Genomic DNA, 19,544 nt, shown 5'->3' with positions numbered 1-19,544 from the left:
GCTTGCCGATATCGTTATGCTGCTTATCCATTCGGAATCGTGGACTTCAATCCTCAGGCGCGCGAACGCAGACGGTACATCCGGCTTAAGTAATCTCCCGTGCGATGCTCGATCTTAAGGCCCGCTTGCATCAGCCGGTCGCCGCCGAGCCATTCGCCCTCTCCGTCGATTTGGTAATCGAGGTTCGGATCCAAGCCCCGGAGCAGCACCGACTTCGGAGGCGCGCTCGGCTCCGCCAGCACGCGGAAGTAGAAGACGAGAGCTTCCTTCTTGTCTTCGGACACGAACATCCAGGATGTCTCCGTGCCTTCGAACGGGCTGATGAGCCGGTACTGGTCCCCTTGCTGGACGAGCGAACGGATTTCCTTGTACGTCGCGACCTGCTTCTTGACGACCTCTTTCTCCTCGTCGGTGAACTTGGTCAGATCAAGCTCGTAGCCGAAGTTGCCCGACATCGCGACGTCGCCGCGCATCTCGAGCGGGGTATAGCGGCCGACCTGGTGATTCGGAACGGCGGAGACGTGGGCTCCGATCGTGCTGATCGGGTAAACGAGGCTCGTCCCGTATTGGATTTTGAGCCGCTCCACCGCGTCGGTATCGTCGCTTGTCCACGTCTGAGGCATGTAGTAGAGCATGCCCGGGTCGAAACGCCCCCCGCCGCTGCAGCAGCCTTCGAACAGGATATGCGGGAACTCCGCCGTGAGGCGCTCCAGAAGCTCGTACAAGCCGAGCACGTAACGGTGCCCGATCTCCAGCTGACGCTCCGGCGGCGCGTCGGCCGAGCCGACCTCGGTCAGGCAGCGGTTCATGTCCCACTTGATGTAGGAGATCGGAACCTCGCGGAAAATCCGGCTGAGCAATCCGTAAATGTAATCCCGGACTTCTTGGCGCGAATAGTCGAGCACGAGCTGCGTGCGGAATTCGGTCCGGCGGCGTCCTTCGACATGCAGGCACCAGTCGGGATGGGCGCGGTAAAGCTCGCTCTCCCGGGAAACCATCTCGGGCTCGAACCAGAGTCCGAACTTGAGGCCGCGGGAGTTGATGCGTTCGGCCAGATCCTTGAGGCCGTTAGGCAGCTTGTTCCGGTCCTCGAACCAGTCGCCCAGCGACGTCGTGTCGTCGTTGCGCTTGCCGAACCAGCCGTCGTCGAGCACGAACAGCTCGATGCCGAGCTCGGCTCCGGCTTCGGCGATCGACTCGATCTTGTCCGCGTTGAAGTCGAAGTAGGTCGCTTCCCAGTTGTTGACGAGAATCGGCCTCTCCTTGTCGCGGTGCGCGCCGCGGCACAGCCGGGTGCGATACAGCTTATGGAACGTGCGGGACATGTCGCCCAGGCCGCCGTTCGAGTAAACCATGACCGCTTCCGGCGTCTGGAACGACTCGCCGGCCGGGAGGTTCCAAGCGAAGTCGAACGGATTGAGGCCGATCGAGACGCGGGTGGAGCCGAACGGATCCACCTCGACGTCCGCCGCGAAGTTGCCGCTGTAAATGAAGCTGAAGCCGAACACTTCCCCTTGATCCTCGTCCGCCTTCGGGCTTGCCAGCGCGACGAACGGGTTCAATTGATGGCCGCTCATTCCTCTGCGGCTCTCGATGCGGGAGCCGCCGGGGCCGATCGGCCTGCGGCGAACGTGCGCCTCGCGGGACCAAGCCCCCGCCAAATACACCATCTCGTAGTCCGATTTGTTCAGCATGTCCACGCTCGCGCTGAAGGCGTGCATGAGGCGCAGCCGCTGCTTGCCGTCGTTAGCGAACCGGACCGAGCGGGCGATCGCGTCGAAGCCTTCGAAGACGGTATAGTTCAGATAAACCGTCAGCCCGGAATACTTGTCTTCCAGTTCCAGTACGAGCGTCTGAGCCTCGGAGTCCGATTCCGCGTAGACGGACGGAAGACCGTCGAGCGGCGGCTTGCCGGCAAGGAGCCGGTAGCCTTTGTAGACGAGCTCCGTTACGCGGGAGCCGTCCTCCAATTGAATCTGGTAGGCCGGCTGGCGGAAATCTCCCGAGCCGAATTGAGCGTATTCTTGAGGCAGGCGATCCAGGAAAGCGTTCTCCGGATAGTTCGCCAGGTTGTTCAGATTGCTGTCCGAACGAAGCTTCTTGCCCCAGTAATGATGAACGGGATAGCCGTCGATCACCTGAATGACGTAGCTCGAGTCTTTGGCCTGCAAATGGAACGTCAACGATTGCTCGTTTACAAGGATGCCCATCTCTCACATCTCCTTTGTCCGGTCCGGCGCAGGGCCGGATCGGCAAAATGTTAGCTATGTGACATCATAACATGGACTAACAAAGATATCATGTTGCTAAATTACGATTCATTGCGTTTATATTCCATGTTTGGCCATCATCCCGAAAAGGCCTCGAAGGCGGCGGTTTGTCCGCTCGCTCTCGAGGCCTTCTCGGCTATCTTGTCGGCTAGTGCGTATATGCCGCCACGTTGTCCGTGTCCACCGCTTCGTGAAGCGCGGCGTTCAGACCGCTCGCGATGACGTTGGCGGTGTCTTCCATGAACTTGTCGATCTCCTTCGGCGTCACGAGCAGGTTATGGCCGAGAGGGTCGAGCACTTCCTTGACGAGCTGAAGCCGCTCGTTGCCTTCCATCGTTCCGAAGACGCCGAACAGCTTGTCGGTATTCGGCGTGTGCTTCTCCATGTGCTGCAGGACCAGATCCATCGTGTTGTTCACGATCGTGGACGCGTAGACGACGGTCGGAACGCCGATCGCGATGCAGGGAACGCCTAGAATTTCTTGCGTAAGCCCCTTGCGCTTGTTGCCGATGCCGGAGCCCGGATGAATGCCGGTATCGGCGATCTGGATCGTCGTGTTGACTCTCTCCAGCGACCGGGCCGCCAGCGCATCGATGGCGATCACCAGCTCGGGCTTCGCTTTCTCCACGATCCCCTGCACGATGTCGCTCGACTCGATCCCCGTCGTTCCGAGCACACCCGGCGCGACCGCGCTGACCGGCCGATAGCCCTCGCTGACCTGGTCCGGCATCAGCTCGAAAAACTGCCTCGTCACCATGATATTCTCGACGACCAGTGGGCCGAGAGCGTCGGGCGTGACGTTCCAATTGCCCAGCCCCACGATGAACACGCTCGCCGTTCTTCCGATGCCGACGCGCTTCAGGAAGCCCTCGAACTCCTTCGCGAAGGTGGTCGCCACCTTGTCTTGCAGATCGGAGTCCCCGTTTCTCAGCTGAGGCACCTCGAGCGTCACGTAATGGCCCTTCATCTTGCCGATCGCCCTCGCGCCCTCGTCCGACTGGATATGCATGCGGGTAACGGTAATCCCGTTCGCCTTCTCGGTCTCCGACCAAACTCCGGGAATCTGGCTGTCCGGCGAGCCCGCCAGCTCCCTGGCCTCGACGGCCAAGTCGATTTGAACCTCGTATTCCCTTAAATCCAGTTGTTGCTCGTTCATCATCTCTCTCCTCCTCTGCAGAGACCGAAGCCTGGCAGCGGGCCAAAATCGCGGGCTAACGCTTTTTGGCCGAGCGCTTCGCCTGTTGTTTTGCTTGCGTTTTGCCCCCCTCCATGATAGAATGTTACAAGTTGTCTGGAGAAATACTTGTTGCTTTGCCAGGAGGTGAAATCAATGCCGAACATTAAATCCGCTATCAAACGGACGAAGACGAACGACAAGCGTCGTCAGCGCAACGCTTCCCAGAAGTCCGCGCTTCGCACGGCTGTCAAGCAAGCTGACGTAGCCGTTGTGGGAACGGACGTGAACGTTGCTAAAGAAGCGCTTCAACTCGCTCAGAAGAAGTTGGACAAAGCGGTAACCAAAGGCCTTATTCATAAGAATGCGGCTGCCCGCAAGAAGTCCCGTCTGGCTAAGAAGTTGAACGCGTTGTCTTCTCAAGCCTAAGGCTTAATAACCGTTCAAACAAATAAAGGGTTGACTGTGGTCGCGAAGTATTTCGTTCCCAAGGTCAACCTTTTTTATTTGCTTGTAAGGCCAATTGGGTAAATAAGGCTCCATTTGGCCGGCTGCTCGGCCGGGCGAGGGCTTACTTGAGTATATTTTTTACTCAACTGAGCCAACTGCTCGGTCGGTCGCGGGCTTGCCTGAGTAGATTTTATTCAGTTGAGCCTGTAGACCATCGCCAGTCGCTCTTGACCTTCCTGCCAGGAGGCGGAAGTCATCCATCAGCCTCCACCGCCCGCAAGCCTCCACGCCCGTCAGCCGCCGCCCTCCGAGCCCGTCTTCAGCAGGAACAGCTCGAGTCCGAGCGTTTTCTCCACTCGCCCCGTCTTCATCTCGTAGTCCAGCTCCGCCAACCGCTCCAGCACCGACGACAGCCGCTCCGACGAGAACCCTTTCGCCTGGTCGGCCGTCACCTTCACCGCGTAGGGGTGAAGGCCGATCTGCCCCGCCATCTGCTGCGGGGTGTACCCCTGCTTGCCGAGCTCCTTCACGAACAGCATATGCCGGAATTGCCTGACCAGCAGCGCGACCAGCTTGATCGGCTCTTCCTTCTGCTTCAGCAGGTCGTAGTACAAAGCAAGAGCCCGATCCGTGCGCAAGGAGGCGATCTCTTCGGTCAGCTTGAATACGCTCTGCTCCGTGCTTGCCGGCACAAGAGTCGCGACCGAATCGACGGTCACCTTGCCGTATTCGCCCGCGTGCAGGCACAGCTTGTCCGTCTCGGCCGCGAGCGAGCTCATGTCCGGGCCCACCCTCCGCAGCAGCTCTTCTACCGCTCCGGGATCCGACTGGCGTCCCTGGGACTCGATCCGCTTCGAAATCCACTGCATCAGCTCCTCGGCCGGCAGCGGGGTGAACGACACGACCGCTTCCTTCTCCTTCGCCAGCTTGACGAGCTTTTTTCGTTCGTCCAGCTTCTCGTGCGGTACGATGAAGACGAGCACCGTGCTGTCCATCGGCTGCTTCATGTACTCGAGAAGCCGCTCGGCGCGGTGCTCGATCTTGGCCGATTCGCGGCCCGTTCCGAAGACGACGCTGTCCCGGACCAGAACGAGCTTGCTCGGCACGAGGAATGGCATCGTTTCCGCTTCGTCAAGAATCTCGTCGAGCGGACTCTCCGCCGTGCTGAAGCGAATGACGCCGAGGTCCCTGTGCTCCGCCTCGATCAGCTTCGCGGTCAGCTTCTCCGTAAATTCCTGGACCAGATACGATTCCAGCCCGAACAGTATGTAATAAGGCTTGATCTTGCCTTCTCTCACTTCCCGCAGAGCTTTCCTAGCCTCCATCGTATGCTTCCCCTTCCTGCAGGCATGGAATGCCTGCGTCATTCAAAGTCTATCAAATGTGGAGGCCGAGCCGCAACTAGCGCCAGGGAGCGCCGGCAGGAACGCAGGATCTCCGCCGCCGATCGAAACGAAGAGACTGCCTCCTCCGGTTCCGACGGAACCTTCCGAGACAGTCTCTTCGCATGTGGACATCTATGTCAACGTCCGCCGGCCCGGCCCATGGAACCGTGCGCGAACGACCGCGACCTAAAGTCCTTGGACGTTCCATAGCTGCCGAACGTCTCCAACGTTTATGCTTCATCATACGCAGCATCGCGGAAGAACGTTACTCGCCGGAGCTTTCGTTCGGCGACTCGCTTGCCGGGCTCTCGACGTTGGCCGAGGCGTCCCAAACCATATCCTTGATGTTGCCCTCCGAATCCTTCCAGGAGTAATGAAGCAAGGAGGAATCTTGCTCCCAATAAACGCTGCTAAGCGACTCTCCTTCATGCAACGCGCTTTGGAAAATCAACGAATGGTCTTCATTGGAATAGACGCTGATTCTCTGCTCCTCGGCGACGGCTTTAAGCTTCTGGTCCGGCGATATCCATTCGAGCGCCGGGAACGGTACGCTTAACGCCCCGTTCATCTCCGCGTCTTCAAGAGCGCCGCTCGTCTCTCCGCCCTCGGAAGGAACCAAGCCCTCCCCGCCCGATTCTCCCGCCAGCGACTTGCCGGTCGCTTCGGCCGAAGGCGATGGAGTCGCGCTCGGAGCGATTCCCTTCGAAGGCGCGACCGCTCCGCTCTCGATCGATCCCGTTGTCTCCTTCGTTTCCCCCGCGCCCGCCGTATCCGAGCTATCCGCCGCGGGTGCGGCCGACTCGCCTACCGACGGCGCCGGCTCGGCGAATTTAACCGACGCAGTCGGTTCCGTGCCTAAGGATTCCGTCTCCGAAGGAGCTTCCGCGTCATCTTCGCTCTGGGAAGAATTCGCGGAGAAGCCGGCCGAGTCTTGCGAAGCTTCCGTTGAGAACGATCTGGCCTCCGACTTGGCCGCCGGCGCTTCCGAGAGAGCGACCGAATCTTTCGAATCGCTGTCGTTCGAAGACGAATGGAACAACGACGGCGCCGTCACGATGACCAGTCCGGCGACGAGTCCCGCCGCGATCGCTCCGGCAACGCGCCGCAGCGTCGATCGGTTCCGTCGGCGAGGAAGCTCGGCTGGTACCGCAGACTCTTCCGAAACGGCGTTCCCCGTTTGCGCGGCGCGAGCCTCCGCAACGCGAGCCTCCGCGTCGATGATCTCCAGCTTCGGCAGAATGGCATCCACCAAGCTGAAAGGAGGAGCGACCCGCGGAAGCTCCGCGAGGTTCTTCGACAGGAGGGTCATACGTTCGAGGAAAGCGGCGCAGTCCGGACAAGTTCGAATATGCTCGTTCATTAGCACGGTTTCTTGCGAATCGAGATCGCTGTCGATCGAATGCTGGATAAGCTCCCTTCCTTCATCGCAAGTCATCCCCGAACACCTCCTTTCTGATAATCTCGCAGCAGCGTCTGCAGCTGCTGCCTTGCCCGGAATAAGTAAGATTTCACCGTATTAAGCGGCAGATTCAACGAATCCGCGATCTCGTTATACGAGAAGTCCTGCATATACCTAAGAATAATGACGGTCCGATGATGCTCCGGAAGCTTGCCGATCGCTTCGCGGATCTCTTCCGAGGCATAGGCCGACATGACTTCGTCCTCGACGTTGTCCGCCGATTCGAAAACGAGCTCGTGCTCGTCGATGGACACCGACGGACGGATTCGGCGAAACTTATCGATGCACAGATTCGTCACGATCCGCTGAACCCATGTCCGGAATTGGGCCTTCTCTTCATAAGTATGAATTTTGGTATAAATTTTAATCAAGGCTTCCTGAGAAGCGTCGAGCGCATCCTGTTCGTTGTTTAGCAAGTAGTATGCGGTGCGATATACTTGATTCTCTATTCCGCGGAGCAGCTCCACAAGGGCGTCGCGATCGCCGGCTTGCGCAGCTTTGATAAGATCCAGCTCCACCACAGAAGATCCTCCCCTCTGCACTTCCCTTAACGCAAACGAGCGTCGAAAAGTTGCACCAAGCTCCATGCTAACATCAGGAAATTTAGCGGCCTGGTTGTTTACGCTTCTCACAGTCTAGCAATGCCTATATTTCAAGTCAATCGATAGAATAATCGGGATTCGGATTCGGGTTCCCGCTTCGTCCTCCGGATCAGCTCTCCCCGGGGCGATACCCGGTATTGGATCTCCCCGTTCAGATCCGTCCGGTAATAAGGAATCCGAAGCTCCTCCAACCGCCCGAGGACGTCGGAATGGGGATGCCCGTACAAGTTGTTGCGTCCCGCCGATATGACAACCTCGCCCGGAGCCCATTCTCTCAGCCACGGTTCGGTCGTGGAGGTTTTGCTTCCGTGATGTCCGGCTTTCAAGACGTCGACGGACTTCGTATCGCCGGCGGCCGCGACGAGCAATTCGGCCTCTCCCTTCTTTTCCAGGTCTCCCGGCAGCAGAAAAGTCCTCCCGTACATCGTCAGAAGGAGGACGACGCTGCGATCGTTCTGCTCCGGCTCGATCTCGACCCCGGCTTCCCCACGATTCGGAGGGTAAAGAACCTGCAAGGAAGAGGAGCGATCCCATGCCCAACTCATTCCCTGGCGAAGCGAGAACATCGGAATTCCTCGCCGTTCCGCGAGCTCGAAGAGCTCCCGCGCCGTATCGTCCTCTTTCACCGTACCGTTAAAAAACAGCCTTTTGACCGGAAAATGCTCCAGCACGGCGAGAGCTCCCCCGATATGATCCTGATCCAGATGGCTTAAAACGAGCCAATCCAGGCTGCGCACTCCGCGCTGCTTGAGCAGAGGGACGACCGTCTTCAGCCCGACCTCGTACGGGTCGCGCCTCATCTTCCATTCTTCCTTCTTGCCGAACTGTACCGTCCCCCCCGCGTCGATCAGGCCGAACTTGCCCGTGCCGGAACGAAGCAGAATCGAGTCCCCCTGTCCGACATCGAGAAACATGACTTTCGCATCGCGATCCAGGGCTGCCGGCTGAATGCCCCAAGCGAGCCATACTCCCCAACAGGCCATGAGAAGCAGAAGCTTTCGCTTGCCTTGCTTAGTGTTGGCGGCAAGCGGATGGGGAAGCGCCTCCGCCAACGGGACCGTATCCTCCCCTATCCGATCCGTGCCCGAACGCGGCGGCACCCGCAGAGCTCTAAGCTCGATCTGAACCTTATCCCTTAATTCCGTCGTTTCATGCTTCCATGTATATAAACGATTCAGAGCTCCGAAAGTCGCGAAAAGCAAAGCATAAGCGGCGAACACCCATAGTAGGGAAGGCTGCGGCCAATACGTTTGAAGCCCGTTTATGCTCTCCATCTTCGCGATCGCGAGATCCGTCAGCCCGTTGCCCCACGAAGCGATCCGCGCGGTCATTCTCCCGAGCGGGTACCACAAGCCTGCGAGCGCCAAGGAGGCCATGCCGAGGGGCATGATGACGAAGCTGATGAACGGAACGAGCAGAAGGTTGGCCGCGAACGAGAGCAAGTGGAATTGGTGAAAATAATAGATGGAGATGGGAAAAGAGACCGCCGTCGCGGTTAGAGTGACAGCGAGAGCTCCCCTCATGGACTTCCAGCGGACGAGAGGCGCAAGCCAATCGTTTACGCCCGGAACGAACAGCAGCAACCCCGCGGTCACGACAAACGACAGCTGGAAGCTGACGTTCTCGACGACACGCGGCTCCAGCATCATCATGACAAGCGCCGCCGCGGACAGAAGATGCAGGCCGTCCTTCAATTGATTCCGGCGGGCCATATAGAGAGCGAGCATCGCCATCAGGCAGGCCCTCACCGCGGAAGGCGAAGCGCCGGTAAGCAGCATATAAGCCGGAAGGGCCGCGATCGCCAGCTCCTGCCCCCGCTCCCGAGGGAGCCTGAGCATCGATGCCGCTTGCAGCAAAATATAAACGACGACGCCGACGTGAAGTCCCGAAATCGCAAGCACGTGGGTCAGCCCCAGACGGGAAAAGGCCGCGAACTGCTCGGGATCCAGATCGTCCTCGATTCCGAGCACGAGACCTTTCATATAGCCCCGATCCGTCCCCTCGTAAAGCCTGTCCATCCAGCCGCCAAGCTTCTCTCTCCAAGAGTCCGCCAGGCGAAGAGGAAGCAGCCTCCACGGCGGATCCGAGGGTTGAACGGAGACCGCGGAAGCTCCTTTTGCCGTGAGCGACCAGTGGATGTCCAGACTTCGGAGATAACTCCGATAGTCGAAGCCTCCGAAGTTGCCCGCATCCGCCGGCAGCTGGAGCTCTCCTTGAATGACGGCTTCATCTCCCCGCCTCCAGGAAGCCGCGATTCGCTGCTCCTCCTCTTCCTGCAGCCATATCCGAACGAGAAGCTTGTCTCGGATCGGCACGGAAGAGGCTCCGGAGCCGTCCGCCCCGTTCTCCCCTAGCTCAATCGATTCGCCTTGGAGCTCGAACGTGACGACTTCGCCGTCGATGGCAGCCGGGGCGTCGAGACGTCCCCTCACGATGGCCGGCTGCTCCTCCCGGCCGCCGAGAAGCGGCGTAATATCGGAGCCGTGCCTGGCGTCCATCCATACGCGCTCTCCCGCCGATAACAAGAGCGCCGCGGCACATGCCGCGACGAGCCTCCGGGAGGCGGGAACGGCGAGCGCATACGCCGCCAGAAGCAGAAGGGCACCGAACAAAACGCCGATCGCGGACGCCCCTTGAAACAGCGAATAAATCGATGCGCCCAACGTCCAGCAAGCCATAAATGCCACCAGCGGCCGTCTGCTCAAGTCGCTCCTCTCCTTTTCTCCGAAAATCGGCTTGCTCTTCGAACGTCCTTGCGCCTCGAGCGCCATAACGACAAAAGAACCCCGCCGCCCGCAAAGGTGACGAGGTTCTTCCTCATTCTCGCAATATGAACTTGCTTATCCGACCGAAACATCCTGTACTTCGGTATCCGGCGGAGGCGTGTAGCCGTCGATCCGGCGGAATAGAATGCCGCGCTGCCGCATCAAGCCCGTGACCTTCTCCTGATCCTTCGGATACGCCCGGTGGTAGACGATCTCCTTGACCCCGCTGTTCGCCAACATGTTCGAGCAGGTCCAGCAGGGCTGGTCCGTCACGTAGACGGAGGAGCCCTCCCGATCGATCCGGTCCGTGAAGAGCAGCAGGTTCTGCTCCGCGTGAATCGTCCGAATGCAGCGCTGCTTCTTGATCAGTCCCGATGCCTCGCCTCCCGGAGGAGGAGCCTCGAACTCTTCCACGATCATGCAGCCGTCCTCGGAGCAATCCGGAACGCCCATCGGGGCGCCGTTGTACGCCGTTCCCAGCAGCTTCTTGCCCTGCACGAGCACCGCGCCGACATGCCGCCTTGGACAACGCGAGCGGGTCGACGCCATAAAGGCCATATCCATGAAGTAAGTATCCCAGTCTTTGCGCACCGTCTGTGCCATTCTATTCCTAACCTCCAACTGCCTTCTTTGCAAGGAAAACGCGACTAAGCGCCGTTTCCTCTAGAATACCCTGTTCCGTTACGCTTGGCTAGCGGCCAGCGCTTGGTCCAGATCGTACAGGATGTCGTCGATGCCTTCCGTGCCGATCGACAGCCGGATCAGCCCCGGCGTGACGCCGGCCGAAAGCTGCTCTTCTTCCGAGAGCTGCTGGTGAGTCGTGCTGGCCGGGTGGATGATGAGCGACTTCGAATCCCCGACGTTCGCAAGGTGGGAGAACAGCTGCACCGAGTTGATGACCTTCTTCCCCGCTTCAAGCCCGCCCTTGATGCCGAACGTAAGAATCGCCCCTTGTCCCTTCGGCAAGTACTTCTTGGCCAGCTCATGGGAAGGATGATTCGGCAAGCCCGGATAGCTGACCCACTCGACGGCCGCATGCTCTTGAAGGAACTTCGCTACCGCGAGAGCGTTGCTGCTATGGCGTTCCATCCGCAGGTGCAGCGTCTCCAGCCCTTGCAGGAACAGGAACGAGTTGAACGGAGACAACGCCGCGCCCATGTCGCGAAGCAGCTGAACGCGCATCTTGATAATATAAGCGATCGGCCCTACCGCCTCGGTATACACCACTCCGTGATAGCTCGGGTCCGGCGTCGTGAGGCCCGGGAACTTGCCGCTGGCCTTCCAGTCGAATTTGCCGCTGTCGACGACGACGCCGCCGATCGACGTTCCGTGACCGCCGATGAACTTGGTCGCGGAATGCACGACGATGTCGGCTCCGAACTCGATCGGGCGAGTCAGATAAGGAGTGGAAAACGTGCTGTCCGCGATAAGAGGAATTCCGTGCTCATGAGCGATGTCCGCAACCGCTTGGATGTCGAGCACGTCGCCCTTCGGATTGCCGATCGTCTCGGCGTACAGCGCCTTGGTCTTATCCGTAATAGCGGCGCGGAAATTGTCCGGATCGGAGGAATCGACGAATTTGACGTGTATGCCGAGCTTCGGAAGCGTAATCGCGAATAGATTGTAGGTTCCGCCGTACAAGTTCGTAGAGGAGACGATTTCGTCGCCCGCTTGGGCGATGTTGAGGATCGAATACGTTATGGCGGCTTGTCCGGACGACACGGCTAGCGCAGCGGCTCCGCCTTCCAAAGCGGCGATCCGCTGCTCGAACACGTCCGAGGTCGGATTCATGATGCGGGTATAAATGTTGCCGAATTCCTTCAGCGCGAACAGGTTCGCCGCATGCTCGGTATCCCGGAAGCCATACGAGCTGGTCTGATAGATGGGCACCGCTCTCGAATTCGTCGTCGGGTCGATCTGTTGGCCCGCATGTACGGCAAGCGTTTCCAAAGATAATTCACGATTCGTTGTCATCTTCTTACTCCTCCCATGCCTCTCACGAATTGTTAATTCCCGCCTATTGTCTCACACTTTTATCCAAGTGAAAAGATAGGAATTAAAAAGGAACCTATACTTTAAGCGAATCCCGGATAGCCGCGAACACCTTGGCGCCTATTCCGTTCACCTGAAGAAGCTCCTCCACGCTCTTGAAAGCCCCATGCTCCTCCCGGTAAGCAACGATCGCTTGCGCTTTGGAGGGGCCGATTCCCTTCAGCTCGTCCAGCTGCTCGGCCGTCGCCGCGTTAAGATTCAAGCGGCCGTCCGGAACGGATTCGGTAACGGCGGATTCGGGCGCGGACGGCAGCGGAGACGATTCGGATGCGCCTGACGAAGCCGGAGACGATTCAGAAGTGCCTGACGAGGCCGGAGACGGTTCAGAAGTGCCTGACGAGGCCGGAGACGGTTCGGACGCGCCCGACGAGGCCGGCGCCGTCCCCGCAGCAGCCTGAAGCTCGACAGCCGAAGGCTGGGCCGCGGGACTAGGCGCGGGCTCCGTCTCCGAGAACGGAAGCAGCGCTTCCGCCACCTGCTCGTTCACCGGAGTCCATCCGGGAACCCCAGCCTCCTTAGGCGGCTGCAGAAACGCCCAGCCGAGCAGCGCCAAGCCTGCCAGAGCCGTCGCCCCCGCGGCCAGCCCTCTCTTATCCGGAATGGATCGGCTGCTCTTGCTATTCATCTTGATTACCTCCCTATTGGATAATTGTCGGAAAATAAGAATGACGGCCAAGCCCTGCCACATACAATGTGAAGAAGTTAAAGCGTCTAAAGGGGAGGGGTCGAAGATGAAGGTCGGCTTCATCGGCGCTGGCAGCATGGGCAGCATGTTGACGGGTTCGTTCATTCGTTCCGGGGCGCTGCGCCCCGCGGACATCCTCCTGTCTTCGCGCACGTTGTCCAAAGCGAATGCGCTAGCTAACCGGTATCCCGGACTCCAGATCGCCCCTTCCAACGCAAGCGCGGCTCTCGATTCCGATCTGGTTTTCCTATGCGTAAAGCCCATGGACTTCCGCGGCGTTCTACAGGAGATCGCTCCGGTCGTGCAGCCTTGGCAGATTGTCGTCTCCATTACGAGTCCCGTTCGGATCTCGTCGCTCGAGGAGCATCTTCCCTGCAAGGTGGCCAAGATCATTCCAAGCATCGTGAACGAGACGCTCGCGGGCTCGTCTCTCGTCATGTTCGGGAGCCGCCTGGAGGAGAGGGACCGTGCGCTGCTCTTCCGTTTATTCTCCTCGATCAGCCGTCCGATCCAGGTCGCCGAGGAGGAGGTTCGGGTCGCGTCGGATATCGCAAGCTGCGGTCCCGCGTTCATGGCCAACCTGCTGGAGCAATTCATCGAGGCAGCCGTGTCGACGACGGGCATCGCCCGCGAGACCGCTTCCGTCCTCGCCAGGGATATGCTGCTCGGCACCGCCCGTCTGCTGCAAACCGCGGGCTGCTCTCCCGCCGAGCTGCAGAAGCGGGTGTCCGTGCCCGGAGGGATTACGGCGGCCGCCCTCGAAGAGCTCAAGCAGGCGACGGACGGAGCTTTCTTGCGGGTGCTCCGCACGACGCACGCCAAATTTGCGGAGGACCTGGACAAAGTCGATGCTTCATTAAACAGCGACGGCTAGCGGCATTCGGAGACGACAAAGGGGCGCACCTCTCCATGAGAGAGGCCGCCCCTTCCTAGTTAGTTGGCTACAATGTTGACGAGCTTGCCTTTGACGGCTATGACTTTGCGAATGGTTTTGCCGGCGATCAGCGACTGTACCTTCTCCAGACCAAGCGCCTTCTCCTGCAATCCCGCTTCGTCCAGGTCGGCCGCGACCATCGCGCGCTCGGCGATCTTGCCGTTCACCTGCACGACGATCTCGACCTCGGCGTCCACTGTGAGCGCCGGATCGAATTCCGGCCAAGGAACGTAGGAGATCGAACCGGAATGGCCGAGGCGCTCCCAGAGCTCTTCCGCGATATGCGGAGCGGACGGAGACAGCAGCTGCACGAAGTTCTCCATCGCTTGCTTCGGAAGAACGTCCGTCTTATACGCTTCGTTGATGAAGATCATCATCTGGCTGATCGCCGTATTGAAGCGCAGTCCTTCGTAGTCTTCGGTAATCTTCTTGATCGTGCGGTGCCACGTGCGGCGGAACGCCTCGTCGCCCGGCACGTCCTGGATCTTCTCGTTTAAGTTCCCGTTATCGTCTACGAAAAGTCTCCATACGCGGCCGAGGAAGCGGTACATCCCTTCGACCCCGTTCGTGTTCCACGGCTTCGTCGCTTCCAGCGGCCCCATGAACATCTCGTACAGGCGGAGCGTATCCGCGCCGAATTCGTTCACGATGTCGTCCGGGTTGATAACGTTTCCGCGGGACTTGGACATCTTCTCGTTGTTCGTGCCGAGAATCATCCCTTGGTTGACGAGCTTGTGGAACGGCTCCTTCGTCGAGACGACGCCGATGTCGTACAGCACCTTGTGCCAGAAGCGCGCGTACAGCAAGTGAAGCACCGCGTGCTCGGCGCCGCCGATGTACAGGTCGACCGGCAGCCATTCCTTCTGCTTCTCGAAGGAGACGAGCTCCTTGTCGTTCTTCGGATCGATGAACCGCAGGTAGTACCACGAGCTGCCCGCCCATTGCGGCATCGTGTTCGTCTCGCGGCGCGCCTTGCGGCCGTCCTTGCCGACGTAGTTCACCCATTCGGTCGCGTTCGCGAGCGGAGATTCGCCCGTGCCGGACGGTTCGATTCTCTCCATCTCCGGCAGCAGCAGCGGAAGCTCCTCCTCCGGAACGGTCTCCATCGTGCCGTCCTCGAAGTGCAGCACCGGAATCGGCTCGCCCCAATAGCGTTGGCGGCTGAACAGCCAGTCGCGCAAGCGGTAGGTGACCTTGCCTTTGCCCTTGCCGTTCTCTTCGAGCCAGGAGATCATCTTCGCGATCGCGTCCGGCGTGGACAGGCCGTTCAGGAAGCCCGAATTCACGTGTTCGCCGTCGCCGGTGAACGCCGCTTCCTTCACGTCGCCGCCGCTTACGACCTCGACGATGCTCAGGCCGAACTTCGACGCGAACTCCCAGTCGCGCTCGTCATGGCCCGGAACGGCCATGATCGCTCCGGTTCCGTAGCCGCCGAGCACGTAGTCGGCAATCCAGATCGGCAGCTTCTCGCCGTTCGCCGGATTGACCGCGTAAGCGCCGGTGAAGACGCCGGTTTTCTCCTTCGCCAGCTCCGTGCGCTCCAGATCGCTCTTGCGCGAAGACTGCTCGATATACGCATCCACGGCCGCCTTCTGCGCGGACGTCGTAATCGCGCTTACCAGATCGTGCTCCGGAGCCAGCACGCAGTAGGTCGCTCCGAACAGCGTATCGGGACGCGTCGTGAACACGGTAAGCGATTGCCCCTCATGGCCTTCGATATCGAACGTCACTTCCGCGCCCGTGGACTTGCCGATCCAGTTGCGCTGCATATCCTTGATGCTCTCGGACCAGTCCAGCTCCTCCAGATCGTTCAGCAGGCGCTCCGCGTATTCGGTGATCTTGAGCATCCATTGGCGCATCGGCTTGCGCACGACCGGATGGCCGCCGCGCTCGCTCTTGCCGTCGATGACTTCTTCGTTCGCCAGCGTCGTGCCGAGCGCTTCGCACCAGTTGACCGGCACCTCGGCGATGTAAGCAAGCCCCTTCTTGTACAGTTGGATGAAAATCCACTGCGTCCACTTGTAATAGTCCGGATCGGTCGTGCTGATCTCGTGATCCCAGTCGTACGAGAAGCCGAGCGACTTGATCTGGCGGCGGAAGTTGTCGATGTTGATCTTCGTGAATTCGGCCGGATGGCGTCCGGTCTGGATGGCGTACTGCTCGGCCGGCAGGCCGAACGCGTCCCAGCCCATCGGGTGCAGGACGTTAAAGCCGCGCATCCGCTTGAAGCGGCTTACGATATCCGTCGCCGTGTAGCCTTCCGGATGGCCGACGTGAAGGCCCGCTCCCGAAGGATAAGGGAACATGTCGAGCGCGTAAAATTTCGGTTTGCCCGCATCGTTCGTCGTGCGGAAAGTCTTGTTCTCGTCCCAGTAGCCCTGCCACTTGGGTTCGATCGTCTGCGGCTTATAGCCGTGCGGATTGTCTTGCGCCATTGTCGGATAACCCCTCTCAGATAGCAAAAAACCTCCCGCCCCAGCGTCAAAAATCACGCTAGGGACGAGAGGATTATTCCCGTGGTACCACCCTAGTTGACGGCTGCCCTGCTTGGGCATCGCGTCCACTCTACCTTCGTAACGAGAAGGCGACGCCGCGCTTGCCGCCGGAAGCGGATTACGCGCGGGCGGCTCCAAGGCGAGTTCGCGGCTACCGCCAACCGGCTCGCACCGAAGCGCCGGCTCTCTGAATGACGGATTGCGGCTACTGTTCCTTTTCCCAGCCGATAATTATGCCCTGATTATAGCCAAACCGCGCGAACGCTGTCAAGCGCGAGACCCGATCCCGTTCCAGAACAGATCGACGATCAGCTTGGGGAGCTCCTCCCCGTCCGTCTCCCGCGTCAGCTCCGCCTCCCGGTTGCCGAGCATCAGCAGGGCGGCGAACGAATGGGCGAGCAGCAGCGGGCTGAGCGGCGACTCGATCACCTTGTCCTTAAGGGCCTGCTCGAACGCTTCGGCAAGCGCCAGATGGATGCCGAATTCCGCCTGCCGGATCTGCTCGTGCTGCTCCTTGGACAGGGAAGCGAGCGCCTCTCTCATCATCGTTTCGAATTCGACGTGGGTCGAAGACATTTTCACGCGGGCCAGCTTCGCAAGGCGGGTCTTAAAATCGGTTTCTTCCTTAAGAATCCGGGACGAGTAAACGCTGATACGCTTCATCATCTCGGAGATCGCCTCGGTAAACAGCTGTGCTTTGTTCGAGAAGTAGTAGTAGACCGAAGCTTTGGTCACGCCCGCCTTGTCCGCGATCTGGTTGATCGAGACGGGCTCGTACCCGAATTCCATGAACAACAGCGAAGCCGCGTTCAGCACCGTGTCGCGCATCGGAGAAGCTTGATCGGCGAATTTGGGCCGCCCGGGCGCTCTTTTCGGCTTAGACTTGTTCATTCCGAATACCTCTTTCCGCATACGTTAAACCTTCCAAACATCATACCGTAAATTTTTTTTGCGAGCCACATTTGATAATTAACCTTCCGGTATATATAATTATCCGTGATAGCCCATTATCGTCCAAAATAGAAGCTGGGGAGAGAAAATGAGGATGAAAGAAAATACCTTCTTAGGCCGATGGGTCGCGGGCAAGCGAAGCCGGTGGATCACGCTGCTCGTCTGGATCGTCGCGGCGGCGCTGCTTAACGTCCTGCTTCCCGCGGTCGGCGATCAGGAGCGGAACAACGCTCCCAATCTGAGCGATTCCAAGCCCTCCGTACAGGCGGAGGCCGTATCGGAGCAGCAATTCCCTAGCGGAGCCGACGTCCCGGCCTTGTTCGTCTGGCATCGCGGCGGCGGTCTGACGGATGCCGATCTGCAGAACATCCAGAAGCTGTCGGAGAAGCTGACGGCCGAGCCCGTCCCCCATCAGACAACGGTTCCGCCGCTGCACCAAATGCCGCTTCAAGCTCTTAAGTCGCAGCTTTCCGAAGACGGCACCGCTTTCGTATCTCCGGTTTTGTTCGAGAAAGCCGCCGACACCGATCAACTCAAAGATAGCGTGGATGAGATCAAGGAGGAGGTCCGGGCTCTCTTCGGCTCCGATCCGTTCGAGGCCGCCGCCGATTCCGGCGAGTTAAGCGCCAGGGTCAGCGGACCGGTAGGAATTCAGATCGATGCGACGGGCCTGTTCCAAAATGCGGACTTCGCCTTGATGGTCGCCACCGTCCTGCTCGTTCTCGTTCTTCTGCTTCTTATTTATCGTTCTCCGATTCTGGCGATCATCCCGATCGTCGCGGTCGGGTTCGCTTATCTGGCGGTCAGTCCCATTCTGGGCTGGATGGCGCGCGAAGGCTGGATTACCGTCGACTCGCAAGGCATCTCCATCATGACGGTGCTTCTGTTCGGCGCGGGAACCGATTATTGCTTGTTCCTGATCGCCCGGTTCCGCCAACTGCTCAAGACCGAATCCGACCGGTTCGCCGCGCTTCGCGCCGCCATTACGGATTCGTCGGGCGCGATCGCGATGAGCGGCATCACGGTCGTTCTCGCGCTCTTCGCGCTGCTGCTCGCGGAATACGGTGCTTATCAGCGGTTCGCCGCCCCGTTCAGCATCGCCATTCTGATCATGGGCATCGCTTCGCTGACGCTCGTTCCGGCGCTGCTCGCCATCGTCGGCCGCGCCTCGTTCTGGCCGTTCGTTCCCCGCACGCGGGAGCAGCAGGCCGAGCGGGCCGCCCGCCGCGGCAAACCGGCTCCCGCTCCGGAGAAGCCTGCCCGCAATCGCGTCGGCTCGCTAGTCGTCCGAAAGCCGTGGACGATCGTCATCGTCTGCGTCGTGGTGCTCGGCGCGCTGGCAGGAGCCAGCACGCAGGTCAAATTCACCTACGATATTCTGTCCTCGTTCCCGAAGGATATGGAGTCCCGCGAAGGGTTCGCTACGATCGGCGATAAATTCACGCCGGGCGAGCTCGCCCCCGCTCAAGTGATCGTCGACTCGCAAGGCAAGGACGTATCCGGCTTGGCCGACAGACTGGAGTCGCTCGACTATATCAGCGTCGTCGGCGAGCCCCAAACCGGCCGGAGCAATCCGAATATCGTAATGTACGAGATTCAGTTCGCCATGAATCCCTATTCTCTCGAAGCGATGGGCCACATTCCCGATCTGAGGGAGACCGCGGAAGACGCGCTTGCGCAAGCCGGCGTCTCTAACGCCGAGGACAGCGTCTGGGTCGGCGGCCAGACGGCCGAGCAGCACGACAACAAGGCAACCGGAGAACGCGATACGCGAGTCATCATCCCGGTCGTCATCGGACTGATTACGCTGCTGCTTCTGCTGTATCTGCGTTCGGCGGTCGCCACCGTCTATCTGGTTCTGACGGTAATCCTGTCGTACTTCTCGGCGCTCGGTCTCGGCTGGCTCGTGCTGCATCACTTCATGGGAGCCGACGCCATCCAAGGCTCCATCCCGCTTTATGCTTTCGTCTTCCTCGTCGCGCTCGGCGAAGATTATAACATTTTCATGATCTCGAGCATCTGGCAGAAACGCCGAACGATGCCGCTCAAGCAAGCGATCAAGGAAGGTGTCGGCGAGACCAGCTCGGTCATCACGTCCGCCGGTCTCATTCTGGCGGGAACGTTCGCCGTTCTCGGCACGCTGCCGATTCAGGTGCTCGTCCAGTTCGGCACGGTGACCGCCATCGGCGTGCTGCTCGACACGTTCGTCGTCCGGCCGTTCCTCGTTCCGGCGATCACGACTCTGCTCGGCCGCGCCGCTTTCTGGCCGGGCCGCTACGAGCCGGTGGAAGAGAGCAAGAGCGTTGCCGGATAAAAGTTAGC

General features: G+C 59.7%; 14 protein-coding genes and 1 other annotated feature. Of the genes, 3 read left to right on the top strand and 11 right to left on the bottom strand.

The window, feature by feature from the left end; translation table 11 throughout:
* Nucleotides 1-53: 53 nt before the first annotated feature.
* Together H7B67_RS18845 and gpr are read right to left on the bottom strand one after the other, a co-directional pair.
* A complete protein-coding gene (locus H7B67_RS18845) occupies nucleotides 54-2,210 on the bottom strand; it encodes an alpha-galactosidase (protein ID WP_185121409.1) in 2,157 nt (718 codons plus the stop codon).
* Between the two features lie 208 nt (nucleotides 2,211-2,418).
* The gene (gene gpr, locus H7B67_RS18840; RefSeq protein ID WP_185121665.1) at nucleotides 2,419-3,426 is read right to left on the bottom strand and encodes a GPR endopeptidase; all 1,008 of its coding nucleotides are present in this window, start codon (nucleotides 3,424-3,426) and stop codon (nucleotides 2,419-2,421) included.
* A gap of 174 nt (nucleotides 3,427-3,600) precedes the next feature.
* Between gpr and rpsT the strand changes: the two genes are divergently transcribed.
* Nucleotides 3,601-3,873, top strand: coding sequence for a 30S ribosomal protein S20 (gene rpsT / locus H7B67_RS18835; protein WP_185121408.1), 273 nt, complete (start codon nucleotides 3,601-3,603; stop codon nucleotides 3,871-3,873).
* 314 nt (nucleotides 3,874-4,187) lie between these two features.
* Here rpsT and holA read toward each other — a convergent pair whose 3' ends face one another.
* The 7 genes from holA to H7B67_RS18800 form a co-directional block, all read right to left on the bottom strand.
* The gene (gene holA, locus H7B67_RS18830) at nucleotides 4,188-5,219 is read right to left on the bottom strand and encodes a DNA polymerase III subunit delta (RefSeq protein ID WP_185121407.1); all 1,032 of its coding nucleotides are present in this window, start codon (nucleotides 5,217-5,219) and stop codon (nucleotides 4,188-4,190) included.
* 325 nt (nucleotides 5,220-5,544) lie between these two features.
* Entirely contained in the window at nucleotides 5,545-6,714 is a 1,170-nt protein-coding gene (locus H7B67_RS18825; protein ID WP_185121406.1) for a hypothetical protein, read from the bottom strand.
* The gene (locus H7B67_RS18820; protein ID WP_185121405.1) at nucleotides 6,711-7,259 is read right to left on the bottom strand and encodes a sigma-70 family RNA polymerase sigma factor; all 549 of its coding nucleotides are present in this window, start codon (nucleotides 7,257-7,259) and stop codon (nucleotides 6,711-6,713) included. The genes H7B67_RS18825 and H7B67_RS18820 overlap by 4 nt, the downstream gene beginning before the upstream one ends.
* A gap of 131 nt (nucleotides 7,260-7,390) precedes the next feature.
* Nucleotides 7,391-10,045 carry a ComEC/Rec2 family competence protein gene (locus H7B67_RS18815; protein ID WP_185121404.1) on the bottom strand — a complete coding sequence of 885 codons (2,655 nt, stop codon included), beginning with the start codon at nucleotides 10,043-10,045 and terminating at the stop codon, nucleotides 7,391-7,393.
* 135 nt (nucleotides 10,046-10,180) lie between these two features.
* Nucleotides 10,181-10,708, bottom strand: a complete 528-nt coding sequence (locus H7B67_RS18810; protein ID WP_185121403.1) for a deoxycytidylate deaminase — start codon at nucleotides 10,706-10,708, stop codon at nucleotides 10,181-10,183.
* A 78-nt stretch (nucleotides 10,709-10,786) separates the two neighbouring features.
* Nucleotides 10,787-12,079, bottom strand: a complete 1,293-nt coding sequence (locus H7B67_RS18805) for a homocysteine synthase (RefSeq protein WP_185121402.1) — start codon at nucleotides 12,077-12,079, stop codon at nucleotides 10,787-10,789.
* A 94-nt stretch (nucleotides 12,080-12,173) separates the two neighbouring features.
* A complete protein-coding gene (locus H7B67_RS18800) occupies nucleotides 12,174-12,782 on the bottom strand; it encodes a ComEA family DNA-binding protein (protein ID WP_185121401.1) in 609 nt (202 codons plus the stop codon).
* A 106-nt stretch (nucleotides 12,783-12,888) separates the two neighbouring features.
* Here H7B67_RS18800 and comER point away from each other — a divergent pair, with 106 nt between their 5' ends.
* The gene (gene comER, locus H7B67_RS18795; protein WP_185121400.1) at nucleotides 12,889-13,716 is read left to right on the top strand and encodes a late competence protein ComER; all 828 of its coding nucleotides are present in this window, start codon (nucleotides 12,889-12,891) and stop codon (nucleotides 13,714-13,716) included.
* A 59-nt stretch (nucleotides 13,717-13,775) separates the two neighbouring features.
* Here comER and leuS read toward each other — a convergent pair whose 3' ends face one another.
* Entirely contained in the window at nucleotides 13,776-16,211 is a 2,436-nt protein-coding gene (gene leuS, locus H7B67_RS18790; protein ID WP_185121399.1) for a leucine--tRNA ligase, read from the bottom strand.
* Between the two features lie 57 nt (nucleotides 16,212-16,268).
* Nucleotides 16,269-16,502: a binding site (T-box leader), on the bottom strand.
* 36 nt (nucleotides 16,503-16,538) lie between these two features.
* Nucleotides 16,539-17,162: a TetR/AcrR family transcriptional regulator gene (locus H7B67_RS18785; protein ID WP_185121398.1), complete on the bottom strand. Its 624-nt coding sequence runs from the start codon at nucleotides 17,160-17,162 to the stop codon at nucleotides 16,539-16,541.
* Nucleotides 17,163-17,316: 154 nt separating this feature from the next.
* On the opposite strand from H7B67_RS18785, the gene H7B67_RS18780 reads away from it, so the two are divergent.
* Complete coding sequence (locus tag H7B67_RS18780) at nucleotides 17,317-19,536, top strand: MMPL family transporter (RefSeq protein ID WP_185121397.1); 2,220 nt, start codon at nucleotides 17,317-17,319, stop codon at nucleotides 19,534-19,536.
* Nucleotides 19,537-19,544: the final 8 nt, after the last annotated feature.

Origin of the sequence: Cohnella thailandensis (genome assembly GCF_014212135.1) — a bacterium.
Taxonomy (GTDB): Bacteria; Bacillota; Bacilli; order Paenibacillales; family Paenibacillaceae; genus Cohnella; species Cohnella thailandensis.
The sequence above is the reverse complement of the archived record's forward strand: the minus strand, read 5'-3'. Positions and strand labels throughout refer to the sequence as shown.

Coding starts and splice junctions, on each gene's coding strand:
- H7B67_RS18780 (WP_185121397.1), top strand. CDS start 17,317: ATGAAAGAAAATACCTTCTTAGGCCGATGGGTCGCGGGCAAGCGAAGC.
- H7B67_RS18805 (WP_185121402.1), bottom strand. CDS start 12,079: ATGACAACGAATCGTGAATTATCTTTGGAAACGCTTGCCGTACATGCG.
- gpr (WP_185121665.1), bottom strand. CDS start 3,426: ATGAACGAGCAACAACTGGATTTAAGGGAATACGAGGTTCAAATCGAC.
- rpsT (WP_185121408.1), top strand. CDS start 3,601: ATGCCGAACATTAAATCCGCTATCAAACGGACGAAGACGAACGACAAG.
- H7B67_RS18785 (WP_185121398.1), bottom strand. CDS start 17,162: ATGAACAAGTCTAAGCCGAAAAGAGCGCCCGGGCGGCCCAAATTCGCC.
- H7B67_RS18845 (WP_185121409.1), bottom strand. CDS start 2,210: ATGGGCATCCTTGTAAACGAGCAATCGTTGACGTTCCATTTGCAGGCC.
- leuS (WP_185121399.1), bottom strand. CDS start 16,211: ATGGCGCAAGACAATCCGCACGGCTATAAGCCGCAGACGATCGAACCC.
- H7B67_RS18810 (WP_185121403.1), bottom strand. CDS start 10,708: ATGGCACAGACGGTGCGCAAAGACTGGGATACTTACTTCATGGATATG.
- H7B67_RS18825 (WP_185121406.1), bottom strand. CDS start 6,714: ATGACTTGCGATGAAGGAAGGGAGCTTATCCAGCATTCGATCGACAGC.
- H7B67_RS18800 (WP_185121401.1), bottom strand. CDS start 12,782: ATGAATAGCAAGAGCAGCCGATCCATTCCGGATAAGAGAGGGCTGGCC.
- comER (WP_185121400.1), top strand. CDS start 12,889: ATGAAGGTCGGCTTCATCGGCGCTGGCAGCATGGGCAGCATGTTGACG.
- holA (WP_185121407.1), bottom strand. CDS start 5,219: ATGGAGGCTAGGAAAGCTCTGCGGGAAGTGAGAGAAGGCAAGATCAAG.